A 14000-nucleotide genomic window follows, 5' to 3' on the forward strand; every position below is an offset into this window, starting at 1 on the left:
TCAGTACGGCTCGTTCCGGAAGACTGTGGCGGAGCCGAGCAGCATGGATCCGTCCGGCAAGGCGTTGCTCGCCAGCTGCGCAAAGGGCAGAATGAGCGGGAATTTGTAGTGGACCTGGACCAGCACGATGGATGAGGCGGGGCCGGGAACCCATTTTTCCGGACGCGTCCAACCGCAGTCTTCTTCGCAGGACCGGTCGTAGGGTGGTTCGACATTGGCGGCTGCGAAATTGTTGAGGACGTCGACCTCGATGTGCAAATTATTGCAGTTCACCAGACTATAAAGGCCGTCGCAAAGCGTGTTGCGGAAATCGGCAAGGCTCCAGTTGGTCTGCTGGGCGGTTCCGGTGCGGATGGTCCGGCTGGAATTGTGCACCGCGCTTTCGAGAAACTGGCTGGCCAGGAAAACCATTGCGGTCTGCATGATTGCAGCCAAAATTCCGAAGAAGACAGGCGCGAGCAGGGCAAATTCAAGCATGGCTACGCCGCGGTCATTCTTCCAGAGTGACCGTGCTTTCCTTGCTGGCTGTATTGATAGCCGCTTTTTCACTGCCATCGTCCGGTTTCCAAGAATTGCGCCCATGATATGGGGGCGGTTCTAAGTCTTGGTTACGCGGGCGCTTTGGGAAACTGCATCCTGTGACAATGGTTTATTATCTGTTGTTCGCGCGCGCTAGTTGGAGACGGACTGGACCAACTGGGAAGAGGCGAGCGTCTGGGTGGTGAAGCTATTTTCGTCGCCGATCATGACGGTGGGCTGGCATACCGGTGCGCAAGTCAAGGTGGTGCGGGCCTGGCCCTGATAGACGGTCATGACCCCGGCCTGCATCTGCATGACTTCGACAAGCGTGTCGGCGATCGGCTCGCCGCGCGCGTCGAGGACAATCAGATTGGTCTGCCCGTAGCTTTTGCCGGTGAGGATCAGGGTCATGGGATCCTGGATGGTGACGTCAGCAATGCCGGGGTTTCCGACAATTACTGTGGCCGCGGGGGCGCTGATCCGCAGGACGCGTGCCATGTTCATGTTGACGCCGATGGGCGAATTGTCCTGAGCCTGGACGGGCATCTGGAAGGCCAGGGTGGCAAGGCAGAAGCTGGCAGGCAGGGTCAGGCGGGACATGGCACTCTTCCGGTACGAAGACAGGTCCATATGTTTCGCCCGGAATGGTAAAGACTTGGCAAACGTCGGCACAAAGAGTGATCGAGGGAGGTTCCCCGGTCCTTGATCCTGTGGTCGCCTGTTGCGGTGCTTTATGATTAAAGTTTTATTTGTACCGTGTGCGCTACTTCTGTATTTGTATTACATGCAATCCAATCTGTCTCGTTAAGCTTCTGTAAGTTATAGATATTCCATTGTCGTTTTGCTTTGTTGCGGGGCCCGCAATTAACGCAATTGCAATGAGTGCTGGCTAGGGTCAGCTCATCTTCGTTGTGTGACGTTAGCGAAAGCAGTCACTCGAGGACGTTATACAAAGGAGCCAGGGACATGAACATTTTTGCACGCTTCGCGCAGGACGAGTCCGGCGCAACCGCTATTGAGTATGGCCTGATCGCCGCTCTCATCTCCGTCGTGATCATCGGTGCGGTGACGACGCTGGGCACCAATCTGACCACCGTGTTTGACGATATCGCGGGTGCGTTGGTGCCGACGAAAGAATAATAGTCGCCCGAGCGAGAATTATAGGAGGCCCCCATTTGGGGGCCTTCTTTTTTCCAATACTTAACTTTTCGATGGCAGGTTTGGGTCGAAGCGCTCAGCGTATTCTCCGGATCTTCGAGGGACGATGCGACACCTGTTGGGGAATTTTTGCAAGGATGAGAGCGGCGCAACCGCGATCGAATACGCTCTGGTCGCGTCACTGATCGCTGTCGCCATCGTCGCCTCGCTTATGGTGGTCAACGAGCGCATGGTCGATCTGTTCGGATATATCGAGAGCAATCTGGATCCGGCCCTTCGAGGTCAATGACGATGTCAACCGTCGCGCTGTTTTTCTTTCCCGCCCTCATGGCCTTTGCTGCCTCGTCTGACCTATTGACGATGCGCATTTCCAACCGGCTTGTGCTGTTGCTGGCCGGCGGGTTCTTTGCCGTTGCGCTGGCGATCAACATGCCCATGCAGGATTTGGCGATGCATGTGCTGTGTTCACTCGCAGTCCTGGCCGTCGCCTTTACGTTTTTTGCCATGGGCTGGGTGGGCGGTGGCGATGCCAAGCTCGCAGCGGCGACAACGCTCTGGCTCGGTTTCGGCCTGACGCTGCCCTATCTGGTTTATTCGGCGCTGTTCGGTGGCCTGCTGACCATTGTTATTCTGGCTCTGCGCCGCCTGCCGCTTTTTCCGATGCTGGCGCGCTTTCGCTGGCTGGAGCGCCTGCACGACAATAAGTCCGGCGTTCCCTATGGCATTGCCATGGCGGCTGCCGGGGTGATGGTCTATTCCAACACCGCCATTTTTGCGCAGCTGTCTGTCTGAAAATCCAATTTCGTCATTGTCTTGGTGTCTTGGTGTCTCGGTGTCGATGGTTCCGGGACTTGAATTCGTTTGTTTGTCTGGGTTTACGCCAGCGTCACCAGTGCAATACTTGCAAATTGCCAGTGTTCATAAGTTGTTTACCTTATCGGGCAAGCAGCGGTTAACCAAACTTTGACCCTTTAGAGACATAGTCCACACGGTGCTACTGGGCGAAGTCGTCCCGTGCTGAACCGGAGTGGGGTCATGAATCCAGCCCGTATTATCCTTGTCGTGGTTGCTTTGGTGGCCGGCGGTCTTGCCGCGTTCCTCGTGACCCGCTCGGGCAGTGCGCCGGCACCCTCGCGCGAAGTGGTGACCCAGGTGGTCGAAGAAGCCAAGACGCAGATCCTCGTTGCCAAGGCTGGCATCGGCATCGGCGAGCGGCTGACCGCCAATACGCTCGAGTGGCAGGACTGGCCCCAGGGCGCGCTGCGTCCGGAATATGTCACCATCTCCGCCATGCCCGATGCCCCGGCCGAGCTGACCGGGGCTGTGGCGCGCTTCGAATTCTTCCCCGGAGAACCGATCCGGGAGCAAAAGCTGGTGCATTCGGACCAGGGCTATCTTTCGGCGGTGCTGGCGCAGGGGATGCGCGGCGTCTCCGTTGGCGTCAGCGCTGTATCGAGCGCCGGCGGCTTTGTGGTGCCGAACGACCATGTCGACGTTGTGCTGACCACCTCCACCAGCGTGGGCCAGCAATCGGAAGTCGTGTTGTCGGACGTGCGCGTGCTCGCCATCGGCAAGCGGCTCGGTGAAATGGGTGCGAGCGGCGGCAATAACGACAATCCAGATGGCACCATGCCCGAGCCTTTCGACAAGAGCACGATTGCGACGCTCGAACTGACGCCGGTTCAGGCGGAAACCCTGATCAATGCTTCGATGCGCGGGCAACTGTCCCTCACGTTGCGCTCCGTGGTGGACTTCGGCCGGGCGGCCGATACGCAGCGGCCTTCGGGCGCAAGCCAGTCGGTTCGGGTGATCCGCGCCGGCAAGGAGCAGAGTGTGCTGGCCGGCAGCATTGCCCAGGCGACGGTTGAGCCCGAGGTGTTCCCCACGGGCGAGGACTATGCCGCGTCCAGTGATTTTTACAGCGAATCCCAGTTTCAGGTCGATGCGGTCGATCCGCAGTCGACGCCGCAGTAGGCCGGAGTTTCCGATGAATAAAGCCGTGACAGCATTGTTTCGTCCGATCCTCTTCGCCGGCCTCGCGACCCTTGGGGCGCAGGCGCTTCCAGCCATGGCGCAGGACGCCCAGATCACCGTGTCATCGGCGGCCTATGGCGGCGTGCGCAACATCGATCTTGAGCTGAACAAGTCGATGATCATCGACCTGCCGGCCGGCGTCGCCGAGGTGATCGTCTCCCAGCCCCGTGTGGCGGCGGCGATCATGCGCACCCGGACCCGGGCGATCGTGCAGGGGATCGGCGGCGGGGACACCAATATTTTCTTTCTCGACGACAATGGCCGCACCATCCAGGTGCTGGACCTGCGGGTGATCAAGGAGCCGTCGCAGGTGGGCAATGCGCTCGAAGAGGCGCTGGCGCGGGTGATCCCGGGATCAAAGATCTCGGTGGAGTCGGTGACGCTCAAGGATGACACCAATCGCGTCGTGCTGACTGGGACCGTGCTGTCCTCCGATGATAAGGACCGGGCAGAACAGGTCGCCATCCAGTTCGCCGGCCGTCCTGAGAACGTCGCCAATATTCTCGATGTGGCGGGCGCACAGCAGGTCATGCTGCAGGTCACTGTGTCGGAGATCCGTCGGTCTGATGCCCTGCAGCTTGGCATTAATCTGTCCGGAACAGTTACCCTCGGGGGCGGCAGCATAGGCTTCAACAGCACGCAGACGCCGCTGACGAATGGCGTTTCTGGCAACTTCCCGATCGGCAATACCCAGATTACAGCTGCGGTGCGGGCACTAGAGCAGCGAGGCGCACTGCGCTTGCTGGCGCAGCCCACATTGACCGCCAAGTCAGGGGAAAGTGCAGAGTTCCTCGTTGGAGGTGAATTCCCCTATCAGGCGACCGACAAGGACGGGCTGACCACGACCCTCTTTAAGCCTTACGGTGTCGAGTTGAAGTTCACGCCGGTCGTTCGTTCGAACGGCACGATCAATATTGCACTGCAGACAGGCGTCTCCGAGGTTCAGGCCGGGTCGATTGCGGTCTCCCGGCGTGATGTAAAAACAAGTGTGGAACTGGCTGCGGGGGCTACTCTAGCGATTGGCGGACTGCTCGACGAAAGGCTCAGCAGAGCGGCCGAACAGCTGCCGGGTCTCGGTAATGTACCGATCCTGGGCGCGCTGTTCCGGTCCAACAATTTCAAGCGCGAAGAAACCGAGCTGGTTATTTTGGTGACGCCCTATCTCGTCAACCCCAGCCCGACCAATGCGATTGCTGTCCCGACCGATTTGGTCAACGCCTCCACCGACGCGGAAGCGATCTTCCTCGGGCGGCTGGAGAAGCAGTATGGTGTCAGCGGGCACGGCGGGATGCGCGGGAGCCTGAGCGGTTCGGTGGGCTTCGTGCTCGAATGAGATTGGGCCAGTTTTCAAGGAAGTCAGCACGATGAGTTTTCTGACCCCAAATCAGGATGGCAAGCCGGAAGAGCCCGCGGCGGAGATCGCCTCGGGCGCCCGGCTCGTGCCGCGCATTACCATCCAGGCCTTCTGCGAGAACTCCCAGACGGCGCAGTTGGTGGAAAGCGCCGTCTATGACCGGCGCATGTCCAAGGTTGCGCTGACGACGCATAATGGCGGCCTCGATGGGGCGATTGAGACCTATCGGTCCAATCCGACGCCGAACCTGATCATCATTGAGACAACGCTCCCGCCCGACGCCATTCCTGGCGCGTTGGAGCGCCTCGCCGAGGTGTGCGACGCCAGCACCCGCGTTATCGTGCTCGGCCACGTCAACGACGTGCTGCTCTATCGCGACCTCATCCGCTCTGGCATTTCCGAATATCTGGTGCTGCCGGCAACGGCGCAATTGCTGGTCAACGCGATCACCGACCTCTTCGCCGGCGAAGGGGCCGCCCCGATCGGTCGCTCGATCGGCTTCATCTCGGCCAAGGGCGGGGCGGGTGGTTCGACCCTTGCGCATAATGTGGCCTGGGCCATCGCCATGGGCCTGCGCCAGGATACACTGATCCTAGACATGGACCTCGGTTTTGGCACCGCGGGTCTTAACTTCAACCAGGATCCGCCGCACGGTCTTGCCGATGCGCTGCTCGCCAACCAGAAGGTCGACCAGACCATGCTGGACCGGCTGATGAGCAAGGCAGCCAATCACGTCAATCTGCTCACTGCACCGGCGACGCTGGATCGGACCTGGGACTTTGAAGAGCGGGATTTCGAGCAGATCATCGAAATCTGCCAGCGCTCCGTGCCGGTGGTCATTCTCGACCTGCCGCATTGCTGGAACGGCTGGCTGCGCCACACGCTGGCGACGATCGATGAAGTGGTCATCGTCGCCGAGCCGGACCTCGCCAATCTGCGCAATGCAAAGAACCTCAGCGATGCGATCCGCGCCCTGCGTCCGAGCGAGCGCCCGGCAAGCCTCGTCATCAACAAGCAGGGTCTGCCGCGCCGCCCGGAAATCGCGGCGGGTGAATTTGCCTCTTCGATCGACTGCCAACTCGTTGGCCAGATCGGCTTTGACGCGCAGCTCTTCGGCACCGCCGCCAATAACGGACAGATGATCGCCGAGATCTTGGCCAACCATAAGGCCAATGAGGTCTATCGCAGCATCGGCATGCATGTGACGGGGCGGCAGGGCAATGGCGGCGCCGTGAAGCCACCCAGCCTGATCAGAATGCCGTCCTTCCTCAAGAAACGTGCCTGATCGTCAAGAGGACTGACGAAGCAAGGAAATACCGACAATGTTTGGCAAGCGTACCAGTTTTGGCGGCAATACTCCGGGCGTCGGGGAAGTGCCCCGGCCTATCCAGAGCCCGCCGCGCGCAGCGCCGGCAGCGCCTCCGGCCGAACAGTCGCGCCGGACGGCTGAAGAGGGTATGGCTGCGCGGGTCAAGACGACCGATGATGTGCTCGACGTGCGGGCGCCTGCCGATGTGCAGCGCGACCGCGAATATTTCCAGACCAAGTCGGCGATCTTCAACGCGCTGATTGACTCGATCGATCTCAGCCAGCTCGCGACTATGGAAAGCCAGGCGGCGCGCGAGGAAATCCGCGATATCGTTGCCGAGATCATCGCGCTCAAATCCATCGTCATGTCGATCTCCGAGCAGGAAGATTTGCTCGAGGACATCTGTAACGACGTGCTCGGCTATGGTCCGCTGGAGCCGCTCCTGGCGCGCGACGACATCGCCGATATCATGGTGAACGGATCCCAGAAATGCTACATTGAAGTCGGCGGCAAGGTGCGGCTGACCAATGTGCGTTTTCGCGATGACGCTCATCTGATGAATGTCTGCCAGCGCATTGTGAGCCAGGTGGGTCGCCGTGTTGACGAAGGCTCGCCCATTTGCGACGCGCGCCTTCCTGACGGTTCGCGCGTCAATGTCATCGCGCCGCCGCTGGCCATCGATGGCGCCGCGCTCACCATCCGCAAGTTCAAGAAGGACAAGCTGACCCTCGGTCAGCTGGTCAAATACGGCTCGATCTCGCCCGAAGGCGCCGAGGTGCTGCGCATCCTGGGCCGGGTGCGCGCCAATGTGCTGATCTCGGGTGGTACCGGTTCGGGCAAGACCACGCTGCTGAACTGCCTCACCGCCTTCATCGAAAAAGATGAGCGCGTCATCACCTGCGAGGACTCGGCGGAACTGCAGCTGCAGCAGCCCCATGTGGTGCGCCTCGAAACCCGCCCGCCCAACCTAGAGGGCGAGGGCGAGATCACAATGCGCGATCTCATCAAGAACTGCCTGCGCATGCGTCCCGAACGCATCATCGTGGGCGAAGTGCGTGGCCCCGAGAGCTTTGACCTTTTGCAGGCGATGAACACGGGCCATGACGGCTCGATGGGTACGCTGCACGCCAACAGCCCGCGCGAAGCGCTCAGCCGACTTGAATCAATGATCACCATGGGCGGCTATTCGCTCCCCAGCCGCACGATCCGCGAGATGATCGTCTCCTCGATCGACGTGATCGTGCAGGCAGCGCGCCTGCGCGATGGCTCGCGCCGCATTACCCACATCACCGAAGTGCTGGGGATGGAAGGCGATGTGATCGTGACGCAGGATATCGTCGTCTACGACATCATGGGTGAAGACGGGAACGGCATGCTGCTCGGCACGCATCGCTCCACCGGCATCACCAAGCCGCTGTTCACCGAACGGGCTCGCTATTTCAACGAAGAGGCCAATCTGGTCGAGGCGCTGGAACAGGCCAATACCGAGCAACGCGATATCATGGGGCGCTGATCCATGGCCTATACGCTGGTTCTGTTTGTCCTGGCAGTGATAACGGTGGGCGCGGCCGGCTTTGCCCTCGTGCCTTCGCTGCTCGGGGATGGTCGCGCCCAGAAGCGCCGCAAGGCGCTGCAGGGCGACGTGAGGGCCAACCGGCGGGAGGTCAGCGCCCACCACGTGCGTGACCAGCGCCGCAAGAACGTGCAGCAGGCCCTCAATGCGCAAAATGAAGAGCTGGCGGCCAAGCGACGCGTGCGCCTGCCGGAGCTTTTGTTTCAGGCGGGGATGACCGTCACGCCGGGTGTCTTCATTCGCAACAGCGTGATCCTGGGCACGGGGCTGTTCGTCATCCTTCTGCTTGTGCAGCTGCCCTATTATTTCGCCGGGATCTTTGCTCTGGCCGGGGCCTATCTGCTGCCGCGGATCTATATCGGGCGCCGGCGCAAAAAATATCAGAACGCCTTTCTCGACGAGCTGCCCAATGCGGTCGAAGCGATCGTGCGTGGCGTCAAGACCGGCTTGCCGCTCAACGATTCCATGCGCGTGGTGGCCCGCGATACAAAAGAGCCGGTGCGCTCGGAGTTCGGCCGCGTGCTCGACCAGCAGAGCTTCGGCTTTTCCATGACCCAGGCGGTTCAGGTGCTTTATGAGCGCGTGCCGCTGCCGGAGGTCAATTTCTTCGTCGTGGTGATTTCGGTCCAGCAGCAGGCGGGTGGCAATCTCTCCGAGGCGCTGGGCAATCTGGCGCGCGTGCTGCGCAACCGCAAGAAGATGAAGCAGAAGGTCGCGGCCATGTCCTCGGAAGCCAAGGCGTCGGCCGGCATCATCGGCGCGCTGCCGGTGGTTGTCGCCATTCTCGTCTCGCTGGTGTCTCCGGAATATCTGCAGCCTCTGTTCACGACCCCGATCGGTAATCTCTGGCTGGGCATTGCCTTCCTGATGATGTGCTTCGGCGCCTTCGTCATGAACCGCATGATCCAGTTCGACATCTAGCAAGAGGCAGGCCGCGGCGTGAACATCGTAGAGCTTCTGACCCAACGGGAATTCATGATCGGCGTGCTGGCCGCAATTTCCGCTGCCGCGATGGTGTTCACCTTTGGCTCCTCGCTGATCGTCAAGCAGGACATGCGCCAGCGCATCAAGCGGGTCGCGGTGGAGCGGGATCAACTGCGGGCCGCAGAGATGGCACGCCTGCGCGGCGGCACTGTCACAGATGTGCGGAGCAGCGTCCGCGGCACGGATACCAAGGCCTATATGAAGCGGGCGGTGGATCGGTTCGATCTCAAGCGCGCCTTCCAGGATGAGAGTACTGTCGAAAAGCTGGCGATGGCCGGCTATCGCGGCCAGGGGCATCTGACCACCTTCCTGTTCCAGCGCCTCGCCGCGCCGCTGGGGGTGTTCGCCATTGCCGCGTTCTATCTGCTCGTTGTCATGCCGGGCGACCGGCCGGTCTATCTCAATGTGACCTACGCCATCGGTGCCGGAATCGTGGGCGCCTATTTGCCCGTGCTGATGCTCAAGAACGCGACGCAGAAGCGTCAGGCCTCGATCCGTCGCGCCTGGCCGGATTGTCTCGACCTTCTGCTGCTGTGCGTCGAGGCTGGCATGTCGATGGAACATGCGTTCAAGCGCGTGGCCAAGGAAGTGGGCCAGCAAAGCCCGGAGCTGGCTGAAGAACTGACCTTGACCACGGCTGAGTTGTCATTTCTCGAAGAGCGCAGCCGTGCCTATGACAATCTCGGGCGCCGCACCGGGCTCGACAACGTCAAGGCGGTGATGACCGCGCTGATCCAGGCCGACCGCTATGGTACGTCGGTGGGGCAGGCGCTGCGCGTGATGGCTGAAGAAGGGCGCGAAACCCGCATGATGGAAGCGGAAAAGAAGGCTGCGGCGCTGCCGCCGAAGCTGACCGTGCCGCTGATCCTGTTCTTCCTGCCGGTGCTGTTTATCGTCATCATGACCCCGGCCATCCTCAAGGTGATGAACAACGGCATGATGGGCTAGGGCGCAAGCCCTGTATCGTCTGCCACTGGTGGCGCGATCGGAGGGCCGGTGGTCAGCTCTTGTCGATGAGATCCCAGCGGTTCTGCTGGGTCAGCAGCGCCCGGACATAGGCCATATTGGCCTCGACCTGATCGGGCGGCAGTTCGGCCGCATAAAGCGCCTTGGCCTCGTTGAAACGCCCCTGCAGTCCGACGACGAGCGCCAGGTTCTGGCGGGTCCGCGTATTGGCGCCACGCATCTGGATGGCGCGGCGGAGATGCTGCTCGGCGGTGACCAGATCGCTGGTCATGGCGTAGGAGAGGCCGAGATTGGTGGCGACCGAGGCTTCGCCCGGGGCGATCAGGGCCGCCTGCTGGTAGAGCGCGCGCGCCTGGCCATGGTGGCCCATCTGGTCCAGGGCGGCGCCCTTGACGAGCAGCGCGTTCCAGTCGGGCGCATCGAGGCGGATGACAATATCCAGAACGCTGATCGATTGCTCGAACCGGCCGAGGGCGGTGAGCGCCTTGGCATAGGCGATGGCAAGCTCTGCGTCACCCGGATGGGCGGTCATGGCCTGTTCGAGCGCTGCGGCAGCCTGTTCGGGCTGTCCGGCAGCGCGCAGGGCGGCCGTGTAATGAATGACGACGTTGCGGTCGCGGGGATTGGCCTTGTAGCGCGCAGTCAGCTCGCCCAGGGTCTGGTAGCGCTCGGTTGCCGAGAGGCCGGCATAATCGGTGGTGCCGAGCTGGCCGCGATTGGAAGCGCAGGCGCTGAGGGCGAGGGCCGCGACACCGGCCAGCAACAGGCCTCGACAGGTCTGGACAAGTCGGTTGGTTGGCAACACGGCACGGCTCTCCCGGTGCAGGCATCAGGCCCACTCCAAGAGCAATAAATCATTAACCCTAACAGTCGGTTAAATCGCGGTTTTGGCAGGCGTTGCGGGCGCCTCGAGAGGGGGCTAGAACCTAGGGCAATTGCTCAATCTGGAGATTTTAATGTCTGCTCCGACTGCATTGCCCGTTCGACTGGTCTCCGAAAATGGCCTCGACGCTGCGGGCTTGACCACACTCCACCGCCAATGGGCGGACGCGAACGGGTTCACCGGCCAGCGTGGGCGGCTCTTGGCGCTGCCGGGCGCCGAAGGCGGGATCGAGGCCTATCTGTTCGGCATCGGGGCAGACGAAGGGCGGCCGGTGTTTGTGGCTGGGCTGGCTGCCGCGGCGCTGCCGGCGGGCCAGTATCGGCTCGAGGGCGCGGTGGACGATCATACGATCGCGGCCATTGCCTTCCGCCTCGGCGCCTATCGCTTCGATCGCTATCGCGACGCCAAGAAGGTGGCCGAGCTGGTGCTTGATGAAAGCGCCGATGCAGCGGAAGTCGAGCGGCAGGTGGCAGCGGCGACGCTGGCGCGCGATCTCATCAACACTCCGGCCAGCGATCTCGGCCCGGACGCGCTTGAAGCGGTGGTGCAGGATTTTGCCCGCGAGCGCTCGATGGAGATTTCGGTCACCAAGGGGGATGCGCTTCTCGACGCGAATTTCCCCATGATCCACGCCGTTGGGCGGGCCAGCGCGCAGGCGCCGCGTCTGCTCGACCTCAGCTGGGGCGATGCCAGCCATCCCAAGGTGACGCTGGTGGGCAAGGGGGTCACCTTTGACACGGGCGGGCTCGACATCAAGTCGGCCGCCGGCATGCTGGGGATGAAAAAGGACATGGGCGGCGCGGCCAATGTCCTGGGTCTTGCCCATGCCATCGTCTCGGCGAAGCTGCCGGTGCGTCTGCGGGTGCTGCTGCCGGTGGTGGAGAATGCCATTGCGGGCAATGCCTTCCGCCCCAGCGATATCCTGAAGTCGCGAAAAGGGATCACGGTCGAGATCGGCAATACCGATGCCGAGGGACGGTTGATCCTTGCCGATGCGCTGGCGCTGGCGGACGAGGAGAGCCCCGAGCTGATCGTCGACATGGCAACGCTGACAGGTGCGGCACGCGTGGCGCTCGGACCGGAATTGCCGGCGCTTTACGCGACAGACGATAGTCTCGCGCAGGCGCTGGTGGCGACCGGGCTGACCGTAGAGGATCCCCTGTGGCACATGCCGCTCTGGGCGAACTATGATGGCCAGCTGTCGTCCAAGATCGCCGACATCAACAATACCGGCTCGGGCGGCTTTGCCGGCTCGGTGACGGCAGCGCTGTTCCTGCGCCGTTTCGTATCGCAGGCCAAGGCATGGGTGCATCTCGATATTTTCGGCTGGGCGCCGGAAGCGCGGCCCGGCCGCCCGGTGGGCGCAACCGATCAGGCCATTCGCGCCGTCTATGGAGTGATCCGCCAGCGCTACGGCGCCTGAGGCCCTGACGACACAACAAAACGGGGGCAGCTGCCCCCGTTTTTTTATTCCTAGCTTTCCGGGATCAGATCGACGCCGGTTGCCTGTTCGATCGGCGCATCCATCACCTCGGTGCCCGTCTTGGGAAAGAGCATCGGCGCCATGGCGAAGCCGATGACGACGAGGACGATCATGCCCCAACCAGCCCATTTCTTGTTCTTGTCGATGAACTCGCCGGCAACCGGGCCAAAGAAATAAAAGAGGCCGCAGGGCACGAAATAGCGCAGGCCACGCCCGATCAGGCCGTAGAACACGAAGGTCCAGATATCGAGGCCAGCCACACCCGAGGTGATGGTGATCACCTTGTAGGGAATGGGGGAGATCGCGCCGATCAGGATCATCATCGGGCCGTTTTCGACGAAGCTGTGGCGCAGCGATTCAAAGCCATCGCCGGCACCATAGAAGTCGATGATGGCCTTGCCGATGGTATCGAAGAGGAAAAACCCGATCGCGTAGCCGGCCAGCCCGCCCGTCACCGATGAAACGGTGCAGATCAGGGCCAAGCGCCAGGCGCGCAGGCGGTCGGCGATGATCATGGGGGCCAGCATGATTTCCGGGAAGACCGGGATGATCATGGCTTCAAGGAAGCAGAGCAGGGCAAGGATGGGTTCGGCCAGCCGATGCTGCGTCGCCTTTTTGAGGCGGTCGTACATGCTGACTTTTGTGGCTACCGCAGTTTCGGTCATGCGATCTCTTGATAGGCTGGTACTGGCACCATGCTTGCCTGCAAAAATGTCACAGCGCCAGTGATAATTGCGTCAGTAGCCACGGTCGCGGTCCACCACGTTGATCAGAGGCTTGCCCGCCCGGTGTTCGTTAACGACCTGGGAGAAATAGCGAACGCCCGTCTTCGGGTTGGAAATGGCGGCGATGTGCGGCGTGATGAAGCAATTGTCCAGTGCCCAGAGCGGGCTGTCCTGGGGCAGGGGCTCGATCTCGAAGACATCAAGGCTGGCGGCGCCGAGCGTGCCGTCCGTGAGGGCAGCGACGATGTCGGCCTCGCGCTGGTGGCCGCCTCGTGCCGCATTGATGATCACCGGACCATCCTCGAGAACGCCGCGCCGCAGCTTGCGGAAGGTGTCCATGTTGAGGATGCCGGTTGTGTCCGGGGTGAGCGGCAGGAGGTCAACGAGGATATCGGTCTCGCTCAGGAAGTCATCGAACTGCTCGGGGCCGGAGAAACACGCCACGCCTTCGATGGATTTGGGACTGCGGCTCCAGCCGCGCACGGTGAAATCGAGGGCGCTGAGGCGTCGCGCGGCGTCCTGGCCGAGGACGCCGAGGCCCATGATGCCCACATTGGTTTCGCTCGAAATGGGCGGATAGAACTGGCGCCAGGCGCGCGCCTTCTGGTCAGCGGCGAAACGGGTGAAGCGCCGGTGATGCATGGTGACATGGGCCACCACATAGTCGGTCATCTGCTGGCTGAGCTGGTCGTCGACGAAGCGCACGATGGGCGCGTCAGGCAGGTTGGGATGCTTGAGCAGGGCGTCGACACCGGCACCGAGCGAGAGCACGGCCTTGAGGCCGGTGAGGCCGTCAAAGGCGTCGGGCTTTGGCTTCCAGACGAAGATATATTCGATATCGGCAGGATCAAAATCATCGCCCCGGCGAACGACTGGATAGTCGCCCAGCGCTTCACGGTAGGCATTGGCCCAGCGGTTCTCGTCGACGTCGGTAAGATGAAGCAGCAGCATCGGTGTGGTCTATCCCCCTCAAAAAAAGAGCCGCGCTTGGGGCGCGGCTCTATGAATCTAA

Annotated in this window: 15 protein-coding genes; 10 read left to right on the top strand and 5 right to left on the bottom strand. The window is 61.7% G+C overall.

The window, feature by feature from the left end; all coding sequences use genetic code 11:
• Window positions 1-477 carry a TadE family protein gene (locus NYQ88_RS03685; RefSeq protein ID WP_275653624.1) on the bottom strand — a complete coding sequence of 159 codons (477 nt, stop codon included), beginning with the start codon at window positions 475-477 and terminating at the stop codon, window positions 1-3.
• 195 nt (window positions 478-672) lie between these two features.
• On the bottom strand, window positions 673-1119 hold the full coding sequence (locus NYQ88_RS03690; RefSeq protein ID WP_275653625.1) for a pilus assembly protein N-terminal domain-containing protein: 447 nt from the start codon (window positions 1117-1119) through the stop codon (window positions 673-675).
• Between the two features lie 366 nt (window positions 1120-1485).
• Between NYQ88_RS03690 and NYQ88_RS03695 the strand changes: the two genes are divergently transcribed.
• The 9 genes from NYQ88_RS03695 to NYQ88_RS03735 all read left to right on the top strand — a co-directional run bounded on the left by NYQ88_RS03695 (window position 1486) and on the right by NYQ88_RS03735 (window position 9879).
• Window positions 1486-1659: a Flp family type IVb pilin gene (locus NYQ88_RS03695; RefSeq protein WP_275653626.1), complete on the top strand. Its 174-nt coding sequence runs from the start codon at window positions 1486-1488 to the stop codon at window positions 1657-1659.
• Between the two features lie 124 nt (window positions 1660-1783).
• On the top strand, window positions 1784-1966 hold the full coding sequence (locus NYQ88_RS03700; protein ID WP_275653627.1) for a Flp family type IVb pilin: 183 nt from the start codon (window positions 1784-1786) through the stop codon (window positions 1964-1966).
• Window positions 1963-2469 carry a prepilin peptidase gene (locus NYQ88_RS03705; protein WP_275653628.1) on the top strand — a complete coding sequence of 169 codons (507 nt, stop codon included), beginning with the start codon at window positions 1963-1965 and terminating at the stop codon, window positions 2467-2469. The genes NYQ88_RS03700 and NYQ88_RS03705 overlap by 4 nt, the downstream gene beginning before the upstream one ends.
• Before the next feature lie 243 nt (window positions 2470-2712).
• On the top strand, window positions 2713-3651 hold the full coding sequence (gene cpaB / locus NYQ88_RS03710; RefSeq protein WP_275653629.1) for a Flp pilus assembly protein CpaB: 939 nt from the start codon (window positions 2713-2715) through the stop codon (window positions 3649-3651).
• Between the two features lie 13 nt (window positions 3652-3664).
• The gene (locus tag NYQ88_RS03715; protein WP_275653630.1) at window positions 3665-5044 is read left to right on the top strand and encodes a type II and III secretion system protein family protein; all 1380 of its coding nucleotides are present in this window, start codon (window positions 3665-3667) and stop codon (window positions 5042-5044) included.
• Window positions 5045-5075: 31 nt separating this feature from the next.
• Entirely contained in the window at window positions 5076-6350 is a 1275-nt protein-coding gene (locus NYQ88_RS03720; protein WP_275653631.1) for an AAA family ATPase, read from the top strand.
• A gap of 37 nt (window positions 6351-6387) precedes the next feature.
• A complete protein-coding gene (locus tag NYQ88_RS03725; protein ID WP_275653632.1) occupies window positions 6388-7887 on the top strand; it encodes a CpaF family protein in 1500 nt (499 codons plus the stop codon).
• Between the two features lie 3 nt (window positions 7888-7890).
• Window positions 7891-8868 carry a type II secretion system F family protein gene (locus NYQ88_RS03730; RefSeq protein WP_275653633.1) on the top strand — a complete coding sequence of 326 codons (978 nt, stop codon included), beginning with the start codon at window positions 7891-7893 and terminating at the stop codon, window positions 8866-8868.
• Between the two features lie 18 nt (window positions 8869-8886).
• Complete coding sequence (locus NYQ88_RS03735; RefSeq protein WP_275653634.1) at window positions 8887-9879, top strand: type II secretion system F family protein; 993 nt, start codon at window positions 8887-8889, stop codon at window positions 9877-9879.
• A 52-nt stretch (window positions 9880-9931) separates the two neighbouring features.
• Here NYQ88_RS03735 and NYQ88_RS03740 read toward each other — a convergent pair whose 3' ends face one another.
• The gene (locus tag NYQ88_RS03740; RefSeq protein WP_275653635.1) at window positions 9932-10702 is read right to left on the bottom strand and encodes a tetratricopeptide repeat protein; all 771 of its coding nucleotides are present in this window, start codon (window positions 10700-10702) and stop codon (window positions 9932-9934) included.
• A 151-nt stretch (window positions 10703-10853) separates the two neighbouring features.
• On the opposite strand from NYQ88_RS03740, the gene NYQ88_RS03745 reads away from it, so the two are divergent.
• Window positions 10854-12203, top strand: coding sequence for a leucyl aminopeptidase family protein (locus tag NYQ88_RS03745; RefSeq protein WP_275653636.1), 1350 nt, complete (start codon window positions 10854-10856; stop codon window positions 12201-12203).
• A 50-nt stretch (window positions 12204-12253) separates the two neighbouring features.
• On the opposite strand, the gene NYQ88_RS03750 is transcribed toward NYQ88_RS03745, so the two are convergent.
• Window positions 12254-12928, bottom strand: coding sequence for a YqaA family protein (locus NYQ88_RS03750; RefSeq protein ID WP_275653637.1), 675 nt, complete (start codon window positions 12926-12928; stop codon window positions 12254-12256).
• A 72-nt stretch (window positions 12929-13000) separates the two neighbouring features.
• A complete protein-coding gene (locus NYQ88_RS03755) occupies window positions 13001-13939 on the bottom strand; it encodes a glyoxylate/hydroxypyruvate reductase A (RefSeq protein ID WP_275653638.1) in 939 nt (312 codons plus the stop codon).
• Window positions 13940-14000: the final 61 nt, after the last annotated feature.

It is taken from the genome of Devosia sp. SD17-2, from assembly GCF_029201565.1.
Taxonomy (GTDB): Bacteria; Pseudomonadota; Alphaproteobacteria; order Rhizobiales; family Devosiaceae; genus Devosia.